We start from the raw sequence: 23,419 nt of genomic DNA, 5'->3' as shown, positions 1-23,419 counted from the left end.
GTGTGTTCCGGGTCCGGAACATGGATGTCGAACCGTGAAATCACAGACAGCGAATCATGCTTAATTATTTTTTAAAACGATTACTCGGACTGATCCCGACACTGCTGATTGTGGCGGTGCTGGTGTTTTTATTTGTGCATCTGCTGCCGGGCGATCCGGCGCGGCTGATGGCCGGACAGGACGCTGATGCCAGCGTTGTAGAGCTGGTACGTCAGGATCTCGGGCTGGATAAACCGCTTTATCAGCAATTCCTCACTTTCTTTGGCAATGCGCTGACCGGTGATTTCGGTCACTCGATGGTGTCAAAACGCCCGGTCATTGATGAAATCAGTTCCCGCTTTATGCCGACTTTCTGGCTGACGATGACCAGTATGCTGTGGTCGGTGATTTTCGGGCTGGTCATTGGCGTGGTGTCTGCCGTGTGGCGTAACCGCTGGCCGGATCGTCTTGGTATGGCGCTGGCCGTCTCTGGTATTTCCTTCCCGGCGTTTGCGCTGGGCATGTTGCTGATGCAAATCTTTTCCGTTGAACTGGGCTGGTTGCCGACGGTGGGTGCTGACAGCTGGCAGCATTACATTCTGCCCTCCATAACGCTTGGCGCTGCCGTGGCGGCGATCATGGCCCGCTTTACCCGAGCTTCATTTGTCGAGGTCATGCAGGAAGATTACATGCGCACCGCACGGGCTAAAGGCGTGCATGAGGCTGCGGTGGTGGTTAAACACGGTCTGCGAAACGCGATGATCCCGGTGGTCACCATGATGGGGCTGCAATTTGGCTTCCTGCTTGGCGGCTCGATTGTCGTGGAAAAAGTCTTCAACTGGCCGGGATTAGGGCGGTTGCTGGTCGATTCCGTTGAGATGCGTGATTATCCGGTGATACAGGCAGAAGTGCTGCTGTTCTCGCTGGAGTTCATCCTCATCAATCTGCTGGTGGACATGCTGTACGCCGTCATCAACCCTTCCATCCGATACAAGTGAGTGAACGCATGAAAAACTGGCGGCGAAATGCCGTACTCGCGAGTTTGCCGATTATCACACCGGGAACTGCGCAATCACAGGCGGTTCGCACACCGTGGAAAGCGTTCTGGCGGCGTTTCCGCAGGCAGCATATTGCGATGATAGCGGGTGCTTTTATCCTGTTACTGATTGTCGCCGCGATTTTTGCGCCGTGGCTGGTGCCGTTTGATCCGGAAAACTATTTCGATTATGACCGTCTGAACGAAGGCCCGTCGCTGATCCACTGGCTCGGCGTGGATTCACTGGGGCGCGATATTTTCAGCCGGATTCTGATGGGCACGCGGATATCACTCACCGCGGGCGTACTTTCTGTGGTGCTCGGCGCAGCGATCGGCACGGTGTTCGGATTACTGGCCGGATACTACGAAGGCTGGTGGGACCGTATCACCATGCGCGTTTGCGACGTGCTGTTTGCCTTCCCCGGTATTCTGCTGGCGATTGCCGTGGTGGCGGTGATGGGCAACGGTATGTCGAACGTGATCATCGCGGTCGCTATCTTCAGTATCCCGGCATTCGCACGTCTTGTTCGCGGCAACACGCTGGTGCTCAAACAGCAAACCTATATTGAATCGGCGCGCAGTATCGGCGCATCCGACGCGACAATTTTGTTCCGTCATATTCTGCCGGGCACGTTGTCATCAATCGTGGTGTATTTCACCATGCGTATCGGCACATCGATTATCACCGCTGCCAGCCTGTCGTTCCTCGGAATGGGCGCACAGCCGCCAACGCCGGAGTGGGGCGCGATGCTCAACGAGGCCCGCGCCGATATGGTCATGGCGCCGCACGTGGCAATATTCCCAAGTCTGGCGATATTCCTGACCGTACTGGCGTTTAATTTGCTGGGGGATGGGTTAAGGGATGCGCTGGATCCGAAATTGAAGAATTGAGATTTTAGGGATCCCCAAAGCCCCCTTTTTTAACTGAATCTCGAAGATTTCGGTTTCTTAATAACAACTTTCACATGACCTGCTGTGTTTGAAACCGACCAAAGAGGGCTAAGACGAGCCCTCTTTGGAATCTCCACGTCTCAAACTGCACGCTCCGCTCGCTGGCTATGTTTCAGGTATCACCGCGACAGGCTGGAAATCTTGCCGCCAGGCGGTGCCTTCATTTCGGGATTGCAGCCTTGGGTCTGCAACCTCTCATTCAGCAAGCTTTCTGAATCGCCCGCATGATCTTAAAATCACAGCGGACAGTTTTTCATCTTTTAAAAAAGTTGATTGACGCGATCAAAAATGGCACCGAATGAATGGTTCGAGACCCAAGGCTCGAATCCTGAAATGAGGGAATCGCAAAGCGATGACATTTTGCGCCACTCACTGATGTACCAGAACATGTCCGTCGTGACAGCGATAGCGGGGAGTTAAAAAGCGAGGGGAAATCCAAAAGGGGAAAAGCACTTCCCCTTTTGGGCGGTTTCGACGCAATGAATCAGGTGATCACTGCCATTGAGAAACCGAAATTTTCTCATTCAGCATCAAAAGGCATTACGCACTCATGCCCCAGAGTGCAAAAACTCCGCATGGAATCGCAGGTGATCTTCCACAAACGAGGCAATCGTGAAGTAACTGTGATCGTATCCCGGCTGAGCGCGCAGCTGTAAAGGCCAGCCGCGCTGACGGGCGATTTCTGCCAGCTTTGACGGCTGCAACTGATCCGCCAGGAACTGATCGTCGTCGCCCTGATCAACTAAAATCGGGAACGTTTTCTGATCCGCTGGCAATGCACTCAGCAGGTGGCAACTGTCGTATTGCAGCCACTGGCTTTCGTCATCCCCCAGATACGCAGTGAAAGCTTTACGCCCCCACGGCACCTGAGCCGGGTTCACAATCGGTGCAAACGCGGACACAGAACAGAAACGCTGCGGATTACGCAACGCCAGCATCAGCGCGCCGTGGCCACCCATCGAATGGCCGAAGATTGACTGCCGGTCGCTGACCTTGAAATGCCCGCTGATCAGCGCAGGTAACTCATCGAGCAGGTAATCGTACATCCGGTAATGCGCTGCCCACGGCGACTGCGTGGCGTTCAGGTAAAAACCTGCACCCTGACCGAGATCGTAACCGTCGTCGTTGGCGACACCTTCACCGCGCGGGCTGGTGTCCGGCATCACCAGAATCAGCCCAAGCTCAGCCGCGACGCGCTGCGCCCCGGCTTTAAGGGTGAAGTTTTCATCATTACAGGTCAGGCCCGACAGCCAGTAAAGTACCGGCGGCGGTGCATCGTCTTTTGCCGGTGGCAGATAAATGCTGAACGTCATGCTGCAATTCAGGCTCGCTGACGTATGACGGTAGCGCTGCTGCCAGCCGCCAAACATCCGGTGTTCTTCGAGTAGTTCAATCGAGCTGCTCATCGAAACATTCCTTACTTATTAAAATGAATAACCGTGCGGATAGATTTCCCTTCGTGCATCAGGTCAAACGCTTCGTTGATTTCTTCCAGCGGCAGGGTATGGGTGATGAAATCGTTCAGGGCGAACTCACCGTCCAAATAACGCTGCACAATGCCCGGCAACTGGCTGCGGCCTTTCACGCCACCAAATGCGGAACCACGCCATACACGACCGGTCACCAGCTGGAACGGACGGGTGGAGATTTCTTCACCGGCACCGGCCACGCCGATAATGACGGATTCGCCCCAGCCTTTGTGGCAGCATTCCAGCGCGGAACGCATCACGTTGACGTTGCCGATACATTCAAAGGAGAAGTCCACGCCGCCGTCAGTCATTTCAATGATCACTTCCTGAATCGGCTTGTCGTAATCTTTCGGGTTGATCAGATCTGTTGCGCCGAGTTTACGTGCCAGATCGAACTTGCTGGTGTTGAGATCGATACCGATGATGCGGCCTGCGCCCGCCATCACTGCGCCGATAATCGCTGAAAGGCCAATGCCACCCAGACCGAAGATCGCCACGGTGTCGCCTTTTTTGACTTTAGCCGTGTTCATTACCGCGCCCATGCCGGTGGTCACGCCGCAACCGAGCAGACACACTTCTTCCAGCGGCGCTTCTTTGTTGATTTTCGCCAGGGAGATTTCAGGAACAACCGTGTATTCGGAGAAGGTCGAGGTGCCCATGTAATGGAAAATCGGCTTGCCGTCTTTGAAGAAACGGGTAGTGCCGTCCGGCATCAGGCCTTTACCTTGTGTGGTGCGGATCGCCTGACACAGGTTAGTTTTGCCGGATTTACAGAACTTACACTCGCCACATTCCGGCGTGTACAGCGGGATCACGTGGTCGCCGACGGCCACGCTGGTGACGCCTTCGCCAACGGCTTCAACGATACCGCCGCCTTCATGACCGAGGATTGCCGGGAAAACGCCTTCCGGATCTTTGCCGGACAGCGTGTAAGCGTCTGTATGACAAACACCGGTGGCGACGATACGCACCAGCACTTCGCCTTTTTGTGGTGGCATCAAATCGACTTCTTCGATGGACAGAGGTTGATTCGGGCCCCAGGCGACGGCCGCACGCGTTTTAATCATTTCCATTATGTAGCTCCAGTCAGGTGTTTTTTACTTAATTAGATTTCAGGTTAATACGTCGGATGCAAAGCCGGGTCATGTTCGCCAGCCAGCGGGTGTTTCAGTAACGGGATCACACCGTCATTCTGTTCGATAATCAGTTCTTTCAGCGCCCGGACATTCGGGCTGAACGCATCCCTGCGCCAGATAAGCCAGGTGGCGGTATCGGCGAACTCATCCGGAATTTCGTGAATTTCTACCCGTTCGTGCCCGGGCAATTGTTCCAGTACCGAACGCGGGATCATCGCGATACCCGCGCCACTGGCGACACAGGCCATCATTGAATGATAGGACTGGATCTCCATTGTGTTGGCAACCGGCACATTCATATGCTTAATCCAGCCCTGCAAACGCTGGCGGTAGGAACAGCTCGGGCGAAACGCAAAAACGGTATGACCGCTGCGACCCGCGGGCACGTCGAGCGGTGATTCACCCAGCGGACTGATCACCACCATGCGTTCGCGAAAAGAGATACAACCGTTGATGTCGTCAAAATCGATCGGGCCATCAACCAGCGCCGCCGCGAGACGTCCCGCACGCACGCTGTCGATGGTTTCGCCGGACGTGGCGGTCACCAGCGACAATGCCACCTGCGGGAATTTCTGATGATAGGCCGCCAGCAACGAAGGCAGACGCGTTGCTGCCGTGCTTTCCATCGAGCCCAGCGCGAAATTCCCGGCGGGTTCTCCGGCATGTGTGATGCTCATGGCTTCATCACTCAGCGCCAGAATACGTTCGGCGTAGTTAAGGAAGTTGTGACCCATCGCGGAAAGGCGGATGCGCTGTTTTTCACGGATGAACAAATCAGTGCCCAGTTCGAGTTCGAGCTGGCGTAAACGGGTGGTCAGGTTTGACGGCACGCGGTGTAACTGCTCTGCCGCACGCGCCAGCGAACCGGTTTCCGCTACGCAGCAAAACATCCGTAACTGAGTCAGATCCATGATGGGTTCCTGTGTTCTCTTATCGTAAACAAGTTGGTTTGTATTATTCAGTTTTCGTGATTGTACTCATAAGGCATCATAGCCACAACTTCCAATTAACTTTCTTTTAAGAAATCTGCTGTTTTCGGCAACAGGCTTTGAGTATGTTTATTCATTGTTTCTGATATGTTGCATCGCGGTTTCTTGTGACGGAGCAGTTATGGCTTTTCGTATTGCATTAAGTGGTTTTCTGGCTTTTGTGGTCGCGATGGGTATCGGGCGCTTCGCCTTTACGCCGCAGGTTCCTTTAATGATAGCTGAACATCAGTTCAGCCTGACCGGCGCGGGGCTGGTCGCGGCCTTCAACTATCTCGGTTATCTTTGCGGCGCATTCGATGGAATGCGTGCCAGCAAACATCTCGAACGCCGTCTGTGGCTCGGCGTGTGGGGCGGGGTAGTTCTGACGTTATTATCCGCGGTGATTTCCGGCGAAGTGCTGCACAGCATTGTGCGCTTCATGATTGGCTGGACCAGCGGCTGGGCGATGGTGATGGTGTCGGCGTGGTGTAACGAACGGCTGGCGCATTATGGCCGTCCGGCACTGAGTGCGGCGGTATTCGCCGGGCCAGGGGCGGGAATTTTTCTCAGCGGCATGTTAGCGGTCGGTATCCACAGTTTGCAGCTGAGCTCGGCGCAGGCCTGGTGCGTCTACGGCGTGCTGGCGCTGATTTTTGTGGCGATTATCACCCCGAACCTGCCGCGAAAAGGCGATCTGCACCGTTCCCATGTGGCGACGGAACCGCTGGTGATGACGCCTGCGCTGAAACGTCTGGTGTGGAGTTACAGTCTGGCGGGCTTTGGTTACATCCTTCCGGCGACGTTTTTATCGCAAATGGCGAGTGCGCGTTTTCCTGACAGCCTGTTCGCGCAGTTCGTCTGGCCGGTGTTTGGCGGCGCGGCGGTTATCGGTATTATCATTGGTATTCTGACCCGGCACCGCCTGACGACGCATAAACGTCTGGCGCTGACATTATGGGCGCAGGGGCTGGGAATTTTATGTGCGGAAGTGGTGCCTGGCGTGACCGGTCTGGTGCTCGGCGCATTGCTGACCGGCGGCGGTTTCCTCAGCGTGGTTCAGCTCGCTTTGCAGTGCAGCCGTGAACTGGCGCCGAATCACAGCCGTTATATGGCCGGATTGCTGACCACCGGTTACGCCGTGGGTCAGTTATTTGGTCCGGTTCTGTCGGCGATTTCTACCGCGCTGACACATCAGCTGGAGCCTGCGTTGTACGTCGCGCTGGCTGGTTTCATTATTGCAGGGGCGCTGGTCTTCCGGCAGAACCGATAAGTTGCAGCTATTTCATCCATCATGACGCACATTCACTGGATTCTGAACCGGCTCTCCTCTACAGTAAGCCACCTCACTTTAGCGTGATCTGCGTCAAAGTGATTACATCTGCCGGAGAAAGAAAGAATGCCAATCCTGAGTAAAGAAGCCAATATGGTTCACGAGGCCCTGTTAGCCCGTGGTCTGGAAACCCCTCTGCGTGAAGCTTTGCCGATCGACAATGAAACGCGCAAGCAGCGGATCCAGGAACATATGACCGGTATCATGCAGCTTCTTAATCTGGATCTTTCCGATGACAGTCTGGCGGAAACGCCGCACCGCATCGCCAAGATGTATGTGGATGAAATCTTCTCCGGGCTCGATTACGCCAACTTCCCGAAAATCACCGTCATCGAAAATAAGATGAAAGTGGATGAAATGGTCACCGTGCGCGATATCACGCTGACCAGCACCTGCGAACACCATTTCGTGACCATCGACGGCAAAGCGACCGTGGCGTATATCCCGAAAGACACCGTGATTGGCTTGTCGAAAATCAACCGCATCGTGCAGTTCTTCTCGCAGCGTCCGCAGGTTCAGGAACGTCTGACCCAGCAGATTCTGGTGGCCTTGCAGACCCTGCTCGGCACCACCAACGTGGCGGTATCCATTGATGCGGTGCATTACTGCGTGAAAGCGCGCGGTGTGCGTGACGCGACCAGCGCAACGACCACGACGTCTCTGGGTGGACTTTTCAAATCCAGCCAGAATACGCGTCAAGAATTTTTAAGAACGGTAAGACACGCCAGCTAACAGCAGCGTTTTAAACAGTCAGACACTTTAATATTGCGGCACCTTCAGGGTGCCGTTAGTCTGTCTGGAGCCCACACAATTATCAGCTCCTTACCGTTAACAGGAACGCCAGGTATGCGCTCACGTATTGCCACGCTCGACTTTGCCCGTGGTCTCGCCATTTTTGGCATTCTTCTGCTCAATATCAGCGCCTTCGGTTTACCGAAAGCCGCTTACCTGAATCCGGCATTTGCCGGTACTCCCTCGACTTCTGATACCTGGACATGGGCGGTGCTCGACGTCGTCGCGCAGGGTAAATTCCTGATGATGTTCGCCATGCTGTTTGGCGGCGGACTGTATTTGTTGCTGCCGCGTGGTAAACACTGGATCCAGGCGCGTCTTTCGATTCTGTTGCTGTGCGGATTTTTACACGCGACCTTGCTGTGGGATGGCGATATTTTGCTGTCTTACGGACTGATCGGTCTGGTGTGCTGGCGGATGGTGCGGGAAGGGCGCAGCAGTCAGTCGCTGATTTCAACGGGCATCATTTTGTATCTGATTGGCGTGGCGGTACTGGCCATGCTCGGGCTTATCAGTTCGCCCAAGCCCGGCAGTTTCTGGCTTCCGGGACCGGCGGAGATTCAATATGAACAATACTGGCGGCTGAAAGGCGGCTGGGAAGCGATTCAGAACCGGCTCGATTTGCTGTCGTCGAGTCTTCTGGCGATCGGGGCGCAATATGGCTGGGAACTGGCGGGCGCAATGCTCATAGGTTCCGGTCTGATGCGCAGCGGCTGGCTGAAAGGCGGGTTTCGTCCCTCGCATTACCGTAAAGTCGCCGCAGTGCTGTTACCGCTTTCATTGCTGATACAAATCCCGGCGATTTATATGCAATATCGCACCGGCTGGGACTACCGCTGGAGTGGTTTTTTATTGCAGGTGCCGCGCGAAATTGGCTCGCTGATGCAGGCCGTCAGCTATCTGGCGCTGTGTTACGTCTTCTGGCCGCAGATCTCCCGCTGGCGACTGACGCGCTGGGTATCAATGATTGGTCGCATGGCGCTGACCAACTATCTGTTACAGACACTCATCTGCACCACCTTCTTCAACATTTTCGGCTTCTACCAGCACTTCGACCGCCTGCAACTGGTCGCGCTGGTGCCGCTGGTCTGGGCATGTAATCTGCTGGTGACGCTGCTGTGGTTGCGCCGTTTCAGGCAGGGGCCGGTGGAATGGTTGTGGCGTCTTTTGACGGCGAAAGCCGCGGGCGAAGAACTGAAAACCACCTGAGCCTGAGGTCGATACATCATCCTAAATGATGGATTTGGGATGAAGGTTGCAAAATTGTATGTAAACGTTTTCTTTCCTGTGACGAGATTCACGCAGGCGTTTTCACAAAATGATTAGGATAGCGGTCGTGCCAGTCCGACGACCACTACACTAATAAAGGAAACGCCATGAGCACTTCACCTCGCTTCTCTTTGTCTGCATTTTTTACTTCCTGGGTTAAAAATTTCCGTATTCCTCCTTACCATTCTCTGGCTGATCACGGAGCGACGCATGGTCACCATTCGTGATGTCGCCCGGCTGGCGGGCGTTTCTGTCGCCACCGTTTCACGTGTTCTGAACAATCCGGCAATCGCCAGCAAAGAAGCGCGCGAACAAGTTTTACAGGCGGTCGCCACGCTGGGATACCGGCCAAATGCCAATGCGCAGGCGCTGGCAACACAAAGCAGTGACACCATTGGCGTTGTCGTGATGGACGTTTCCGATCCGTTTTTTGGTGCGCTGGTGAAAGCGGTGGATACCGTTGCACAGCAGCATCAGAAATATGTCCTGATAGGTAACAGCTATCATATTGCCGAAAAAGAAAGGCATGCTATTGAGGTTTTGATTCGACAACGCTGTAACGCGCTGATTGTGCATTCGAAAGCGCTGGGCGATGACGAGCTCTCCCGCTTTATGGATCAGGTTTCCGGCATGGTGCTGATTAACCGGGTTATTCCTGGCTACGAACACCGTTGCGTCTGGCTCGATAACGTCAGCGGAGCGGAAATGGCGACCCGTTTACTGCTTTCTCAGGGTCATCAGCGCATTGGTTATATCGGTTCCAGTCACGGAATCGAAGACGATTTGCAGCGTTATCAGGGTTACTCACAGGCAATGACGCAGGCACATCAGAGCGGTGATGCGCCACCTGCCGCATGGCGGGCGCAAAGTTCGCCGGATCTGCAGGGCGGGGAGGCGGCGATGGTGGAATTGCTAGGCCGTAATTTACATCTGAGTGCGGTGTTTGCGTATAACGATTCGATGGCGGCGGGTGCGATGGCCGTGTTGAAAGAAAACGGAATTAACATTCCAGACGATTTTTCTTTGATTGGTTTTGATGATATTCCGATAGCCCGTTATACCAGTCCGAAGATGACGACGGTGCGCTATCCGATCGTTTCGATGGCAACACTGGCGACCGAACTGGCGCTAAAAGGTGCGGCAGAACAGCTATCTGCGGGCGTATCGCATTGTTTTATGCCGACGCTGGTCAGACGCCATTCGGTGTCACCGTGGCAAAATGTGGCGCCCGTCACTTATTGATCAAATAACGCGATGTAACCGTTTTCAATCTGTGAGAACTTTCACAGTTTATTAACATCACGCACATTATGATTCATTCGTTTTCAATATGATTCAATTTGGGTCCGCCTGGCGGACTTGTTTCACAGCGAGTCAGGACGTTATAAGTCAAGGATGGCAGGCACCCGCAAACATAGCGTGGATCTGTACTGCTCCCGCATGGATTTCCGGTGCCACATTCTGTAACACCCTACATAACCGGAGATACAAATGAATAAGAAGGTCTTCACCCTGGCGACTCTGGCTGCAAGCATGATGTTTGGTTTTGCCGCGCATGCTGCTGATACTAAAATCGGCGTCACTATCTACAAATATGATGACAACTTCATGTCAGAAGTTCGCAAAGCCATTGAGAAAGACGCAAAAGCGTCTCCAGATGTGCAACTGCTGATGAATGACTCGCAAAACAGCCAGTCCACCCAGAATGACCAGGTTGACGTTATGCTGGCGAAGGGTGTTAAAGCGCTGGCCATCAACCTGGTTGACCCGGCTGCTGCCCCGGTAATTATCGAGAAAGCCCGCGGTGCTGGCATTCCTGTTGTTTTCTATAACAAAGAACCTTCCCGTAAAGATTTAGACAGCTACGACAAAGCGTATTACGTCGGGACTGACTCTAAAGAATCCGGCGTTATCCAGGGTGAGCTGATTGCTAAACACTGGAAAGCTAATCCGGCCTGGGATCTGAACAAAGACGGCACCATCCAGTACGTACTGATCAAAGGTGAGCCGGGTCACCCGGATGCTGAAGCGCGTACTAAATACGTGATCAGCACCCTGAATGGCAAAGAAGGCCTGAAAACTGATCAGCTGCAGCTCGATACCGCCATGTGGGATACCGCTCAGGCGAAAGACAAAATGGACGCATGGTTGTCCGGTCCTAACGCTAACAAAATCGAAGTGGTTATCGCCAACAACGACGCAATGGCGATGGGCGCTGTAGAAGCACTGAAATCTCATAACAAATCCAGCATTCCGGTCTTCGGTGTGGATGCGTTGCCAGAAGCGCTGGCACTGGTTAAATCTGGCGCAATGGCCGGTACCGTGCTGAACGATGCAAGCAACCAGGCTAAAGCAACATTTGAGCTGGCTAAAAATCTGGCTGAAGGCAAGTCCGCAGCAGAGGGCACCAGCTGGAAAGTTGAAAACAAAGTCGTCCGTATTCCTTACGTGGCGGTAGATAAAGATAATCTGTCTACTTTCACGAAATAAGACTGACTTTTAGTTTTATGTAGTAAGCATCAAGACTCACAGACAGCAATAAAAAACAAAGCTAAGCAGTGGCAAAAATAATTGCGGTTAAGCCGTAAACAAAGACAAAGTGTTATACCCAAAATAATTTGCGTTGCAGGAAGGCGGCAAACGAGTGAGACCCGATGAGCTTACTCAGGTAAGTGATTCGGGCGAATAAGAGCAGCCAACGCATCTGCAACGTGAAGAATGAAGGGTACTGAGACGTTAATGCTTATCTGACAGGACGTCATGTCATGATGCAGCCGGCAGGTTCGCTTGCCGGCTGTATTACTGACATCAGGTATTAATACATCCGTTTATTTTTATCTTTAGCCAGGTACAACTATGGCCGATATTTCGTTATCTGACACAAAAACAGAAAAGCCAGGTGAATTCCTGCTGGAAATGAGCGGCATTAATAAATCATTCCCAGGCGTTAAGGCGTTAGATAATGTGAATTTAAAAGTGCGTCCGCATTCTATCCATGCCTTAATGGGTGAAAATGGCGCGGGTAAATCCACATTATTAAAATGTCTGTTCGGAATTTACAGCAAAGACTCTGGTACGATTCTTTTTCAGGGACAGGAAGTAAATTTTAAAAGCTCCAAAGAGGCGCTTGAACAAGGTGTGTCGATGGTGCATCAGGAATTAAACCTGGTGTTGCAACGTACCGTCATGGACAACATGTGGCTGGGACGTTATCCGACCAAAGGCATTTTTGTCGATCAGGACAAAATGTACAAAGACACCAAAGCGATTTTTGATGAGCTGGATATCGATATCGATCCGCGTGATAAGGTCGGTAAATTGTCTGTTTCCCAGATGCAGATGATCGAAATCGCCAAGGCGTTTTCCTACAATGCCAAAATCGTCATTATGGACGAACCGACATCTTCCCTGACGGAAAAGGAAGTGAACCACCTGTTCACGATTATCCGTAAGCTGAAAGATCGCGGCTGCGGCATTGTGTATATCTCTCATAAGATGGAAGAAATTTTCCAGCTGTGTGATGAAATCACCATCCTGCGAGACGGTCAGTGGATTGCCACTCAGTCGCTGGAAGGCCTCGACATGGACAGAATCATTTCCATGATGGTCGGTCGTTCACTCAGTCAGCGCTTCCCGGACCGTCAGAACGTGCCGGGTGAAGTGATCCTCGAAGTCCGTAATCTGACCTCACTGCGTCAGCCTTCGATTCGCGATATTTCCTTTGATTTACATAAAGGGGAAATCCTCGGAATTGCCGGTCTGGTCGGTGCGAAACGTACGGATATCGTCGAAACATTATTTGGCATCCGTGAGAAAGTATCCGGAACCATTAAACTGCACGGCAAAAAAATTAACAATCACAGCGCCAATGAAGCCATTAATCATGGTTTTGCGCTGGTGACTGAAGAGCGTCGTTCAACGGGTATTTATGCGTATCTGGATATCGGTTTTAACTCGCTGATTTCGAACATCCGTCAATATAAAAATAAAGCCGGACTGCTCGACACCACCCGTATGAAAAGCGATACCCAGTGGGTTATCGATTCCATGCGGGTGAAAACACCAGGGCATAAAACCAGTATTGGCTCTTTGTCTGGCGGGAACCAGCAAAAAGTCATTATCGGGCGCTGGTTATTAACCAATCCTGAAATATTAATGCTGGATGAACCAACTCGTGGGATTGACGTTGGCGCTAAATTTGAAATTTACCAGTTAATCACCGAGTTGGCTAAAAAAGAGAAGGGGATCATTATTATCTCCTCTGAAATGCCTGAGTTGCTGGGTATTACTGACAGAATATTGGTTATGAGTAATGGACAGGTTGCGGGTATTGTTGACACAAAAACGACTTCGCAGAATGAAATATTACGCCTGGCTTCCTTGCATCTCTAATTTTTAAGGGTTCTTATTATGAAAGCATTAAATAAGAAAAGTGTGCTCACTTATTTAAAAGAGGGCGGGATTTATGTGGTACTGCTGGTCTTACTGGCCATTATTATCATCCAGGATCCCAGCTTCCTCAGTCTGGTTAACTTAAGTAACATTCTTACGCAATCTTCTGTGCGCGTGATTATTGCGCTTGGTGTGGCGGGTCTGATTGTCACACAAGGTACCGACCTGTCTGCCGGTCGTCAGGTTGGTTTAGCGGCAGTTGTTGCAGCCACCATGTTGCAGGCAATGGACAACGTCAACAAAGTCTTCCCGCATCTGGAAGTGGTGCCTATCCCGCTGGTCATCCTGACCGTGTGTATCGTCGGTGCGCTGATCGGTTTGCTTAACGGTATTATCATCGCTTACCTGAACGTGACGCCGTTTATCACCACGTTGGGTACCATGATTATCGTTTACGGGATTAACTCCCTGTATTACGACTATGTGGGCTCCTCACCGATTGCCGGTTTTGACCCTGGCTTCTCCAAGTTTGCACAGGGCTTTATCCACCTGGGCGGCCTGAAGCTTTCTTACATCACCTTCTATGCGGTCATTGCTATCGCCTTCGTCTGGGTGTTGTGGAACAAAACGCGCTTTGGTAAAAACATCTTCGCCATCGGCGGTAACCCGGAAGCGGCAAAAGTGTCAGGCGTTAACGTACCGTTAAACCTGATCATGATTTATGCGCTCTCTGGTGTGTTCTATGCCTTCGGTGGTTTGCTGGAAGCAGGGCGTATCGGCAGTGCGACCAACAACCTCGGCTTTATGTACGAACTCGATGCCATCGCAGCGTGCGTGGTCGGTGGCGTGTCATTCGCCGGTGGTGTGGGTTCTGTGGCAGGCGTGGTAACCGGTGTGCTGATCTTCACCGTCATCAACTACGGTCTGACCTATATCGGCGTGAACCCATACTGGCAGTACATCATCAAAGGCAGCATCATCATCTTCGCGGTGGCGCTGGACTCTTTGAAATACGCCAAGAAAAAATAAGTTATCGGGTAGTAAAAACAAAAGGCCGCTTATGCGGCCTTTTTGCTGTCGTAAATTCGTAACCGGACTGCTCCTTCCCAGCGAAGGGGAGGGCTGGGGTGGGGTATTAAGGTCAAAGTCGTAAGGCTAAGGGTGCTTTAACTTATTGTTTTGTCTTTAAAACCCCCTCCCATCCTCCCCCTTCGCAGGGGGAGGCGCTAAAGGCCAAACCCCTGCGCAGGGGAGGAACCGTCGGTTTTTGACTGCTGGAATGGATTTCTGCCGAAAGCACAAACAAAATGCCGTGTATGCGTTTTTTGGCTGCCGTAAATTCGGAGCTCGATCAACTCCCTCCCCTGCGAAGGGGAGGGCTGGGGTGGGGTATTAAGGTCAAAGTCGTAAGGCTAAGTGTGCTTTAACTTATTGTTTTGTCTTTAAAACCCCCTCCCATCCTCCCCCTTCGCAGGGGGAGGCGCTAAAGGCCAAACCCCTGCGCAGGGGAGGGAGCCGTCGGTTTTTCACTGCTGGAATGGATTTCTGCCGAAAGCACAAACAAAATGCCGTGTATGCGTTTTTTGGCTGCCGTAAATTCGGAGCTCGATCAACTCCCTCCCCTGCGAAGGGGAGGGCTGGGGTGGGGTATTAAGGTCAAAGTCGTAAGGTCAGGTGTGCTTTAACTTATTGTTTTGTCTTTAAAACCCCCTCCCATCCTCCCCCCTTCGCAGGGGAAGGCGCTAAAGGCCAAACCCCTGCGCAGGGGAGGGAGCCGTCGGTTTTTGACTGCTGGAATGGATTTCTGCCGAAAGCACAAGCAAAATGCCGTGTATGCGTTTTTTGGCTGCCGTAAATTCGGAGCTCGATCAACTCCCACCCCAGCGAAGGGGAGGGCTGGGGTGGGGTATTAAGGTCAAGTCGTAAGGCCAGATGTGCGTTAACTTATTGTTTTGTCTTTAAAACCCCCTCCCACCCCTTCGCAGGGGCAGGCGCTAAAGGCCAGACCCCTGCGCAGGGGTGGGAGCATTGTGGTTTTCACTGCTGGAATGGATTTCTGCCTGCCGGTTTCGCCGTTTCGGGTGGCGGAGCGGCATCCTCGGTTTCAGCCTGAGCGGCTTCATTGGCTTCCTGCTCGGCTTTCAATTTTGCCGCTTGTTCTTCGGCGGCTTTATCCGCAGCCGCTTTATCGGCTGCCGCTTTTTCAGCCATGGCTTTGGCGATAGCGGCTTTTTTCTCGTCTTCCAGCTGTTGTTGCAGAGCCAGTAACTGCTCAGGCGTCACGGCCGGATAGCCCTGGGCATCATCAGGAATATTGTGTATTGCAGGGATTGGGATCAACGGGCCAAGGAAGCGCGGCTCGCGTTTAAGCAGATACAAATCGGTCAGCGCGCCCAGACGGGCGAAGATTTCACGGCTGCGGACGCTGAGCATGTTTTTCGGCGAAGGGACGGCAAAACATTGTGCCTGAATCCCCATATGCAACGCGATAAACAGCGCACGTTCACAGTGGAAACGTTGGGTAATAATGATGAAATCGTTGGTGTCGAAGACTTTACGCGTGCGCACGATGGAATCGAGCGTCCTGAATCCGGCGTAATCGAGCACTATGTCGCTGGCGGGGATCCCAGCGGCGATCAGATCACGTCGCATGGTGCTCGGCTCATTGTAACTTTGCTGCGCATTGTCACCACTGAGCAGCAAGTATTTTACCTTACCGCTGTTGTAAGCATTAATCGCGCCCTGAATGCGGTACAGGTAATACTGGTTGATCACGCCGGTGCGGTAATATTTTGATGTTCCGAGTACCACGCCGACCTGACGATGTGGCAGGGTCTGTACTTCGTCGTAAATATAAGGCTGAGTGCGTAAGCTGATCCACTGATCAAGCCCAATAGCGACAGCCAGCATCAGAATAATGATGCCGAAAACGCCAGCTATAAGTCGCTTAATCATAGGTATCCCTGTTATGACCAGATGGAAATCGGATCCAAGGCTACTTTACCTCTTCGGGGTTCGCAATACGTTGGACTCTGCATCGGCCGGCTTCGCGGGTTTTTTCAGCACTTTTCAGGCAATTACTTTCGAATCTGCGTAATGCGCTGCAATTTAGCCGAAAAAAAAGACCAATGCACAGGGCATTGGTCTGGATCATGGCCGGTCTGCTTTTGACGCAAATGCTATCAGAAAGAGGTGCGTTTATAGCTGCGGTATTGCGGTGCCCAGAAGTTGTGCTCGATCGCTTTCGACAGCGAATCTTCCGACGTCACCATCGCCACGCCCTGCAACTGTGCGGCTTTGCCGACTTCAAGCGCGATGCATTTAGACACGCCCTGAATATCGTCGACGTCCGGCAGCAGGGAGCCTTTACCTTCGGTCGCCAGCGGAGAACACTCTGCCAGTGTACGGCTTGCAGCCATCAGCATACCGTCAGTGACGCGGGTGGCGCCTGAAGCAATGACCCCCAGACCGATGCCCGGGAAGATAAAGGAGTTATTGCACTGGGCAATAGGGTAAAGCGTGCCTTTATGGCTTACCGGTGCAAACGGGCTGCCGGTGGCCACCAGCGCCGCGCCGTCGGTCCAGTTCAGGATATCGGCAGGCGTGGCTTCTACGCGTGATGTCGGGTTGCTCAGCGGCATTACCACCGGACGCGCACAGTGTTTATGCATTTCGCGGATGATTTCTTCGGTGAACAGACCCGGCTGGCCGGATACGCCGATAAGCACAGTCGGCCTGGCGTTACGCACCACATCCAGCAACGAAATGCTGTCATTCGCCATACCCCAGCTTGCCAGTGCGCTGCTTTTCTGCACCAGTTTGCTCTGGAAATCCAGCAGGTTTGGCAGTTTGTCGGTCAGCAAACCAAAACGATCCACCATGAAGACTTTCGCACGGGCTTCTTCTTCGCTCAGACCTTCTGATTTCATCTGCGCAACGATTTGCTCGGCGATACCACAACCGGCGGAACCCGCACCCAGGAAAGCGACAGTCTGATCACTCAGTTTGCCACCGGCGGCTTTGCTGGCGGCAATCAGGCTGCCCAGCGCCACGGAAGCTGTGCCCTGAATATCATCGTTAAAGCAGCACAGCTCATCGCGATAACGTTCGAGGAGCGGCATGGCGTTCTTCTGCGCGAAATCTTCAAACTGCAACAGCACGTTCGGCCAGCGGATTTTTACTGCCTGAATGAACTGATCGACGAAGGCTTCATACTCTTCACCGGTGATGCGCGGATGACGCCAGCCCATATACAGCGGGTCATTGAGCAGTTGCGGATTGTTTGTCCCCGCATCGAGCACGACCGGCAGGGTATACGCCGGGCTGATGCCGCCACACGCGGTGTAAAGAGACAGTTTACCAATCGGAATGCCCATCCCGCCGATGCCCTGGTCGCCCAGGCCGAGAATGCGTTCACCGTCAGTTACCACCACGACTTTTACATGTTGTTTGGTGGCGTTTTGCAGCATGTCATCAATGTGGGCGCGGTTCGGATATGAGATAAACAGGCCACGTGCGCGGCGGTAAATATCAGAAAAGTGTTCGCAGGCTTCGCCGACGGTCGGGGTATAAATCACCGGCATCATTTCGCTGAGATGGCTGTCGAGAAGGCGGTAGAACAGCGTTTCGTTGGTGTCCTGAATGTTTCTCAGATAGATATGCTTATCGATGTCGGTTTTGAAATTCTGAAACTGGCGGTAAGCACGGTCGGCTTGTTCCTCGATAGTTTCAACCGCTTCCGGGAGCAACCCGTGGAGGTTGAAATTGCTGCGTTCTTCTTCGGTGAACGCACTGCCTTTATTCAGTAACGGGAATTCTAACAGGATCGGGCCAGCGTGAGGGATGTACAGGGGACGTTTACTTTCGTATTCAAGTTCCATCGTTTTACTCTTCCGGTGTTCAGAATGTTGTTTTTTATATTTCGGAGCGGTGAGGGTAACAGAGAGGAAATAAGGATTTCAAATGACAAATGTAATGACAATGTTATGTAACTAAAGACTCCGGAATTGGAGTCTTTAGTGTTAACCCGCTCACACTATCAGCAGGTCAGCGTGCTCACATCCTGACAGCCCAGCGCGTTTAAGGTGGCGCGTGTGGCATCGTTTTGGGTGATCAGCGCCTCTTTTTGCTCAACCAGCACCGCGCGACGAACGTTCAGGCAATCTTCTCCTGACATATTCAGCAAGATTAATGCGGCCTGTAACGGAGGCAGGCTTGGGTTAAACGCAGCGTTTTCTGCGTAACGACCAGCAAACTGTTTGCCGTTGGATGTTTCCAGTGCCACACCACTGTGCGATTTGCTGTAAGGCGCATGACTCTGGTTACAGGCATCCAGCGCCAGCAGCGCCAGCGCATCAGTCGTATCGGTTTTGAAACCGTGATCGACTTTATCCATCAGCAGGGTGGTGATATCCAGATCCTTCGGTCCGAATGAATGCGGCAGATAATCGCCCAGCGTGGCGACGTCTCTGTCCGGCAGATGAATATTCAGCGCCGTTCCGCTGGTCAGTTCATTCATAAACTGACGGCAGTGACCACAAGGCGTGTAGTTCACGGTGATGGAAGCCAGACGGGTTTCGCCCCGCAGCCAGGCATGCGTGACTGCAGATTGCTCGGCGTGAACTGTTTGCTGCATTGGTGCACTGGCGAATTCCATATTGGCACCGAAATACAGATTGCCGGAAATACCGCGGGCAATGGCACCGACGTGGAAATGAGAAATTGGCGTGACGGAACAGGCTGCGGCCAGCGGCAGCAAAGCAAAGGCCAGCGCATCGTCATTCAATCCTGTCGCTTGTTTTATCTCTGCAACATCTGCCGCAGAGAACATTGCCGGAAAGTCGTCATGTCGCAGAAATGGCTCAAGCGCGGAGGATAAATTTTCAGGGAGTGCCGCAAAGGCGGTATGAAAACGTGCGTGCATAAACATTCGATCTCGACAGTGATTACGGTTGAACAGTTTAAAAGTCATTCCATGAATGTAGTGTGATGGATATCACTTTTTCGATGTAATAAGTTCTGGCGGATTACATTTTTGAGAGATGTTACGCAGAACAGCCGCCTTTTTAGTCCTTTCCCCAAAATCATTCGAGATGAATCCAGGCGGTAACTGAGTGACCCCCGGTCACATACATCAGTATGTGACCGGGGTGAGTGACCAATCTGCCGGGAGCAAATTGGAACGCGGCCAACGTAGCGTCAGCTCGAAGGATGACGGGGGATCAGTGGGACGGGAACCACTTGTCATTGATCTTCTGGAATTCGCCGTTGGCTTTGATGCCTTCGAGCGCCGTGTTCAGTTTCGCCAGCAGTTCCTTATCATCAGGACGCACCGCCATGCCGACGCCGGTACCAAAGTATTGCGGATCTTTAATCAGTTCACCCACTTCACCGAGATTCGGGTTGGATTTCAGCCAGCCATTTAGCACGGCGGTATCGCCTAACAGACCGTCCAGGCGACCACTTTTCAGATCCAGAATCGCATTCTGATAGCTGTCATACCCGACGGTGGTGATTTCAGGGTGTTTTTCCATCAGGTATTTCTGGTGTGTGGTGCCATTTTCCAGTCCGACGCGTTTGCCTTTCAGGTCAGCGATGGACGCGAACTTGCCTTTAGGTCCGATGATCATCGCAGTATTGGCGTAGTAAGGCTGGGTAAAGGTGACTTGCTTGCTGCGCTCTTCGGTAATGTCCATGCCGGAAATGATCACATCGAAACGACGGAATTTAAGCGCCGGGATCAGACCATCAAACGGCTGATTGGTAAAGGTGCAGGTTTCCTGCATTTGCTTACACAGCGCGTTCGCCAGATCGATATCAAAACCAATAATCTGATTATCAGCACCGATGGATTCAAACGGCGGATACGTGGCAGAAGTACCGAAACGAATAGTATCTGCAGCAGTGGCAGCAAAAGCAGTGGCAGACAAAAGGGCAGCGAGGATCAGCTTTTTCATGCAATACATTCCTGTTCAAAAAATGACATTCCCTTCACGGTACAGTTTACTGATTTTATTAATATAATCGGGTAACTGGCAGGAAGTGAGACCGTTAATTAAAGTGCCATTAAATGAATTTGTATGCAATAAATTTGATTAAAAAATTATTAATTGGCATGGAGCCGGTTTTACAGGCACAAAAAAAGGGACGATTTCTCGTCCCTTCAGGTATTTTCTGCTTAATCAGTTGCGGCGTTCAAATGCCAGCGCACGGCGTTCAATCAGACGCATCATCAGGGTCAGTAAACCGTTGACGCACAGATACACCAGACCGGCGGCACCGAAGACCATCACGTCATACGTGCGGCCATACATCAGCTGGCTGTGACCCATAACATCCATCAGCGTGATGGTGTAGGCCAGCGAGGTACTTTTAAACACCAGCACCACTTCGTTGGAATACGACGACAACGCACGTTTAAACGCGTATGGCAGCAGGATGCGCAGGGTCTGCGGCTTCGACATACCCAGCGCGTCACAAGATTGCCACTGACCGGAAGGAATGGCGCGTACCGCACCGGTAAACAGCTGCGTGGTATATGCCGCGCTGTTCAGCGCCAGAGCAAACATCGCGCATAGCCACGGTTGCGACAGTACTTCCCATAACCACGGAATTTCACGAATCGACGGAAACTGACCCGGACCGTAGTAAATCAGGAAGATCTGCACCAGCAACGGCGTGCCGGTAAACAGCGTGATGTAACCTTTCACAATCTGGCTGGCGACCGGCACTTTCAGCGTCAGAATCACGGTGAAAATCATCGCCAGCAGCAGCGCCACAATCAGCGCCGCCACGGTCAGCGTCAGGCTGGTGTGCAATCCCTTGAGGACTTCAGGTAAATATTCCCACATCAGGAAGCACTCCGTTCAAAGCGGGTGGTACGCAGTTCGATGCGTTTAATCACGAACTGGCTGAACAGGGTGACAAGCAGATAAATGCAGGCCGCAATCACATACCAGGTAAAGGGCTCCTGAGTACGGGTCGCGATGCTTTTGGTTTGCAGCATCAGGTCATTTACGCTGATAAGCGACACCAGCGCGGTATCTTTCAGCAGCACCAGCCACTGATTGCTCAGCCCCGGCAATGCATGACGCCACATTTGCGGCATGATCAGGCGAAAGAAGATCGCTGATTTTTTCATGCCCAGCACCTGACCGGATTCCCACTGACCTTGCGGTACGGCTTTCAGTGCGCCACGTAAAGTCTGCGATGCATAAGCCGAATACAGCAGGGAAAGGGCGATCACGCCACAGACGAACGGGCTGACTTCGAAATTCTCAATCGGCAGCTTGATCGGGATCGCGAACAGACCAAGATTGATGCTAAAGCCATCGGCCAGCACCATCAGCAGCTGAGAAGAACCGAAATAGATGAACAGCACCACCAGGATTTCCGGCAGGCCGCGCAGCACGGTGACCCACGCGGTGCCCAGCCAGCTAAGCGGCTTCCACGGCGCGGATTCCCAGACAGCGAAGATCATCGCCAGCACCAGGCCGAGGATCAGCGCACAAACGGCAAGGCCGACGGTCATCCCGGCGGCGCTTGCTAAAGGTTGGAATTCAGTCATTGATAGGCAAACTTATTGCTGGAACCATTTTGAATACAGCGTTTTGTAAGTGCCGTCTGCTTTCACTTTTGCCAGAGCATCATTCAGTTTAGTCAGCAATTCAGTATTGTTCTGACGAACTGCAACACCCAGGCCGGTACCGAAGTATGTCGGGTCAGTGATTTTGTCACCGACAGCGGCCAGGTTTTTGTTCTGCTTCAGCCATTCGTTCACCACGGCGGTGTCACCGAATACCGCGTCCAGACGACCATTTTTCAGATCCAGCACGGCATTCTGATAGCTGTCGTAAGGCACGGCAGTGATTTCAGGATGCTTATCCATCAGGAATTTCTGATGGGTGGTGCCGTTTTGCATACCGACACGTTTGCCTTTCAGCGCTGCAACGTCAGCGAACTGACCAGAATGCGCGATGAAAATAGCGGAGTTGTCGTAGTAAGCATTGGTGAAGGACACTTGTTTTTCACGTTCAGGCGTGATGTCCATACCGGAAATCACCGCGTCAAAACGGCGGAATTTCAGGCTTGGGATCAGACTGTCGAAGGCCTGGTTGGTAAAAGTACAGGTTGCCTGCATCTCTTTACACATAGCGTTCGCCAGATCGACATCAAAGCCCTGGATCTGATTGCTGGAGTCTACAAACTCAAACGGAGGATAAGACGCTTCCATCGCAAAACGGATGGTATCAGCCGCGCTGGCTGACAAACTGACGGTAGCCAGAACCGCGGCAATTACTAATTTTTTCATCGCTAACTCCGTAGAAAACATCAATCAATGTATTGGTGAAAATACAGTTAATGGGAAAGATAGCTGGCAAACTCTTTGGTTTGCGGCTGGGCGAAAATGGAGGCATCACCCTGTTCGACGATGCGGCCATTTTCCATGTACACCACGCGGCTGGCGGTTTTACGCGCCACTTCAACCTCATGGGTCACGATAACCTGGGTAATGCCGGTACCGGCCAGTTCGCGGATGATGCTGACGATCTGAGCGGTGATTTCCGGATCCAGCGCCGCCGTCGGTTCATCAAACAGCAGAACCTGAGGCTCCATCATCAGCGCACGGGCAATCGCCACACGCTGTTGCTGGCCACCGGAAAGGTGCAGCGGAAAACGATCCGCGTAATCGGTCAGACGCAGACGGGTCAGCAATTTCCCGGCGCGTTGCATCGCGACATCTTTGGTCAGACCCAGAACACGCATCGGGGCTTCCAGTAAGTTGTCGAGCACGGTGCGGTGCGGCCACAGATTGTATTGCTGGAAGACCATTCCGACATTCTGACGCAGTTCGCGAACGGCTTTCTCGTCCGGTTTACGGGTGAAATCGAAGGTATTACCGGCGATTTGCAACGTCCCTGAACGCGGCATTTCCAGCAGGTTCAGAACACGTAACAGGGAGCTTTTACCTGCGCCACTGGGTCCGAGTAAAACCAAAGTCTCACCGGCGGGGCAGTTAAGCTGAATGTCAAAAAGCGCCTGATGCACGCCGTAGAAGCAGTTGATGCTATTAAGTTGAATACTCATGCGCAAATAGT

At 52.5% G+C, this 23,419-nt stretch carries 20 protein-coding genes; 9 read left to right on the top strand and 11 right to left on the bottom strand.

The window, feature by feature from the left end; genetic code table 11:
- The first annotated feature begins 56 nt into the window (after positions 1 to 56).
- A complete protein-coding gene (gene gsiC / locus CKQ54_RS17420; protein ID WP_120163920.1) occupies positions 57 to 977 on the top strand; it encodes a glutathione ABC transporter permease GsiC in 921 nt (306 codons plus the stop codon).
- A gap of 8 nt (positions 978 to 985) precedes the next feature.
- Positions 986 to 1,906, top strand: a complete 921-nt coding sequence (gene gsiD / locus CKQ54_RS17415) for a glutathione ABC transporter permease GsiD (protein ID WP_120163918.1) — start codon at positions 986 to 988, stop codon at positions 1,904 to 1,906.
- Positions 1,907 to 2,514: 608 nt separating this feature from the next.
- Here gsiD and fghA read toward each other — a convergent pair.
- Genes fghA through ptrR form a run of 3 tightly spaced genes read right to left on the bottom strand, consistent with a single transcriptional unit; the run spans position 2,515 to position 5,482 of the window.
- Complete coding sequence (gene fghA / locus CKQ54_RS17410; RefSeq protein WP_120163916.1) at positions 2,515 to 3,372, bottom strand: S-formylglutathione hydrolase; 858 nt, start codon at positions 3,370 to 3,372, stop codon at positions 2,515 to 2,517.
- An 11-nt stretch (positions 3,373 to 3,383) separates the two neighbouring features.
- Positions 3,384 to 4,508 (bottom strand): S-(hydroxymethyl)glutathione dehydrogenase/class III alcohol dehydrogenase, encoded by a 1,125-nt coding sequence (locus tag CKQ54_RS17405; RefSeq protein WP_120163914.1) that lies wholly within the window; start codon positions 4,506 to 4,508, stop codon positions 3,384 to 3,386.
- Positions 4,509 to 4,552: 44 nt separating this feature from the next.
- A complete protein-coding gene (ptrR, locus tag CKQ54_RS17400) occupies positions 4,553 to 5,482 on the bottom strand; it encodes a putrescine utilization regulator PtrR (RefSeq protein WP_120163913.1) in 930 nt (309 codons plus the stop codon).
- Between the two features lie 199 nt (positions 5,483 to 5,681).
- Between ptrR and CKQ54_RS17395 the strand changes: the two genes are divergently transcribed.
- The 7 genes from CKQ54_RS17395 to mglC all read left to right on the top strand — a co-directional run bounded on the left by CKQ54_RS17395 (position 5,682) and on the right by mglC (position 14,351).
- Positions 5,682 to 6,809 (top strand): YbfB/YjiJ family MFS transporter, encoded by a 1,128-nt coding sequence (locus tag CKQ54_RS17395; RefSeq protein ID WP_120163911.1) that lies wholly within the window; start codon positions 5,682 to 5,684, stop codon positions 6,807 to 6,809.
- A 126-nt stretch (positions 6,810 to 6,935) separates the two neighbouring features.
- Positions 6,936 to 7,601, top strand: a complete 666-nt coding sequence (folE, locus tag CKQ54_RS17390) for a GTP cyclohydrolase I FolE (RefSeq protein WP_120163909.1) — start codon at positions 6,936 to 6,938, stop codon at positions 7,599 to 7,601.
- 114 nt (positions 7,602 to 7,715) lie between these two features.
- On the top strand, positions 7,716 to 8,870 hold the full coding sequence (yeiB, locus tag CKQ54_RS17385) for a DUF418 domain-containing protein YeiB (protein ID WP_120163907.1): 1,155 nt from the start codon (positions 7,716 to 7,718) through the stop codon (positions 8,868 to 8,870).
- 270 nt (positions 8,871 to 9,140) lie between these two features.
- Entirely contained in the window at positions 9,141 to 10,172 is a 1,032-nt protein-coding gene (galS, locus tag CKQ54_RS17380) for an HTH-type transcriptional regulator GalS (protein WP_120163905.1), read from the top strand.
- Positions 10,173 to 10,421: 249 nt separating this feature from the next.
- Positions 10,422 to 11,420, top strand: a complete 999-nt coding sequence (mglB, locus tag CKQ54_RS17375) for a galactose/glucose ABC transporter substrate-binding protein MglB (protein WP_120163903.1) — start codon at positions 10,422 to 10,424, stop codon at positions 11,418 to 11,420.
- A gap of 366 nt (positions 11,421 to 11,786) precedes the next feature.
- A complete protein-coding gene (mglA, locus tag CKQ54_RS17370; RefSeq protein ID WP_120163901.1) occupies positions 11,787 to 13,322 on the top strand; it encodes a galactose/methyl galactoside ABC transporter ATP-binding protein MglA in 1,536 nt (511 codons plus the stop codon).
- A gap of 18 nt (positions 13,323 to 13,340) precedes the next feature.
- Positions 13,341 to 14,351 (top strand): galactose/methyl galactoside ABC transporter permease MglC, encoded by a 1,011-nt coding sequence (gene mglC, locus CKQ54_RS17365; protein ID WP_120163900.1) that lies wholly within the window; start codon positions 13,341 to 13,343, stop codon positions 14,349 to 14,351.
- A gap of 1,008 nt (positions 14,352 to 15,359) precedes the next feature.
- On the opposite strand, the gene sanA is transcribed toward mglC, so the two are convergent.
- The 8 genes from sanA to artP form a co-directional block, all read right to left on the bottom strand.
- Complete coding sequence (gene sanA / locus CKQ54_RS17360; protein ID WP_120161167.1) at positions 15,360 to 16,277, bottom strand: outer membrane permeability protein SanA; 918 nt, start codon at positions 16,275 to 16,277, stop codon at positions 15,360 to 15,362.
- 227 nt (positions 16,278 to 16,504) lie between these two features.
- Positions 16,505 to 18,202 carry an NAD-dependent malic enzyme gene (locus CKQ54_RS17355; RefSeq protein ID WP_120161169.1) on the bottom strand — a complete coding sequence of 566 codons (1,698 nt, stop codon included), beginning with the start codon at positions 18,200 to 18,202 and terminating at the stop codon, positions 16,505 to 16,507.
- Between the two features lie 158 nt (positions 18,203 to 18,360).
- A complete protein-coding gene (cdd, locus tag CKQ54_RS17350; RefSeq protein ID WP_120161452.1) occupies positions 18,361 to 19,245 on the bottom strand; it encodes a cytidine deaminase in 885 nt (294 codons plus the stop codon).
- 298 nt (positions 19,246 to 19,543) lie between these two features.
- On the bottom strand, positions 19,544 to 20,278 hold the full coding sequence (locus CKQ54_RS17345) for an arginine ABC transporter substrate-binding protein (RefSeq protein ID WP_120161171.1): 735 nt from the start codon (positions 20,276 to 20,278) through the stop codon (positions 19,544 to 19,546).
- A gap of 225 nt (positions 20,279 to 20,503) precedes the next feature.
- Complete coding sequence (artM, locus tag CKQ54_RS17340) at positions 20,504 to 21,172, bottom strand: arginine ABC transporter permease ArtM (RefSeq protein WP_112287281.1); 669 nt, start codon at positions 21,170 to 21,172, stop codon at positions 20,504 to 20,506.
- Positions 21,172 to 21,888, bottom strand: coding sequence for an arginine ABC transporter permease ArtQ (gene artQ, locus CKQ54_RS17335; protein WP_013574753.1), 717 nt, complete (start codon positions 21,886 to 21,888; stop codon positions 21,172 to 21,174). The genes artM and artQ overlap by 1 nt, the downstream gene beginning before the upstream one ends.
- A 12-nt stretch (positions 21,889 to 21,900) precedes the next feature.
- Positions 21,901 to 22,632 (bottom strand): arginine ABC transporter substrate-binding protein, encoded by a 732-nt coding sequence (gene artJ / locus CKQ54_RS17330; protein ID WP_112287282.1) that lies wholly within the window; start codon positions 22,630 to 22,632, stop codon positions 21,901 to 21,903.
- A 47-nt stretch (positions 22,633 to 22,679) separates the two neighbouring features.
- Positions 22,680 to 23,408 (bottom strand): arginine ABC transporter ATP-binding protein ArtP, encoded by a 729-nt coding sequence (gene artP / locus CKQ54_RS17325; protein WP_120161454.1) that lies wholly within the window; start codon positions 23,406 to 23,408, stop codon positions 22,680 to 22,682.
- Between the last annotated feature and the right edge of the window lie 11 nt (positions 23,409 to 23,419).

The organism is Rahnella variigena, from assembly GCF_003610915.1.
In the GTDB taxonomy this organism is placed as follows: domain Bacteria; phylum Pseudomonadota; class Gammaproteobacteria; order Enterobacterales; family Enterobacteriaceae; genus Rahnella; species Rahnella variigena.
The sequence above is the reverse complement of the archived record's forward strand: the minus strand, read 5'-3'. Positions and strand labels throughout refer to the sequence as shown.

Coding starts and splice junctions, on each gene's coding strand:
- CKQ54_RS17395 (WP_120163911.1), top strand. CDS start 5,682: ATGGCTTTTCGTATTGCATTAAGTGGTTTTCTGGCTTTTGTGGTCGCG.
- artQ (WP_013574753.1), bottom strand. CDS start 21,888: ATGACTGAATTCCAACCTTTAGCAAGCGCCGCCGGGATGACCGTCGGC.
- cdd (WP_120161452.1), bottom strand. CDS start 19,245: ATGCACGCACGTTTTCATACCGCCTTTGCGGCACTCCCTGAAAATTTA.
- ptrR (WP_120163913.1), bottom strand. CDS start 5,482: ATGGATCTGACTCAGTTACGGATGTTTTGCTGCGTAGCGGAAACCGGT.
- gsiD (WP_120163918.1), top strand. CDS start 986: ATGAAAAACTGGCGGCGAAATGCCGTACTCGCGAGTTTGCCGATTATC.
- CKQ54_RS17355 (WP_120161169.1), bottom strand. CDS start 18,202: ATGGAACTTGAATACGAAAGTAAACGTCCCCTGTACATCCCTCACGCT.
- yeiB (WP_120163907.1), top strand. CDS start 7,716: ATGCGCTCACGTATTGCCACGCTCGACTTTGCCCGTGGTCTCGCCATT.
- gsiC (WP_120163920.1), top strand. CDS start 57: ATGCTTAATTATTTTTTAAAACGATTACTCGGACTGATCCCGACACTG.
- artM (WP_112287281.1), bottom strand. CDS start 21,172: ATGTGGGAATATTTACCTGAAGTCCTCAAGGGATTGCACACCAGCCTG.
- mglC (WP_120163900.1), top strand. CDS start 13,341: ATGAAAGCATTAAATAAGAAAAGTGTGCTCACTTATTTAAAAGAGGGC.
- folE (WP_120163909.1), top strand. CDS start 6,936: ATGCCAATCCTGAGTAAAGAAGCCAATATGGTTCACGAGGCCCTGTTA.
- mglA (WP_120163901.1), top strand. CDS start 11,787: ATGGCCGATATTTCGTTATCTGACACAAAAACAGAAAAGCCAGGTGAA.
- fghA (WP_120163916.1), bottom strand. CDS start 3,372: ATGAGCAGCTCGATTGAACTACTCGAAGAACACCGGATGTTTGGCGGC.
- artJ (WP_112287282.1), bottom strand. CDS start 22,632: ATGAAAAAATTAGTAATTGCCGCGGTTCTGGCTACCGTCAGTTTGTCA.
- artP (WP_120161454.1), bottom strand. CDS start 23,408: ATGAGTATTCAACTTAATAGCATCAACTGCTTCTACGGCGTGCATCAG.
- galS (WP_120163905.1), top strand. CDS start 9,141: ATGGTCACCATTCGTGATGTCGCCCGGCTGGCGGGCGTTTCTGTCGCC.
- mglB (WP_120163903.1), top strand. CDS start 10,422: ATGAATAAGAAGGTCTTCACCCTGGCGACTCTGGCTGCAAGCATGATG.
- CKQ54_RS17345 (WP_120161171.1), bottom strand. CDS start 20,278: ATGAAAAAGCTGATCCTCGCTGCCCTTTTGTCTGCCACTGCTTTTGCT.
- sanA (WP_120161167.1), bottom strand. CDS start 16,277: ATGATTAAGCGACTTATAGCTGGCGTTTTCGGCATCATTATTCTGATG.
- CKQ54_RS17405 (WP_120163914.1), bottom strand. CDS start 4,508: ATGGAAATGATTAAAACGCGTGCGGCCGTCGCCTGGGGCCCGAATCAA.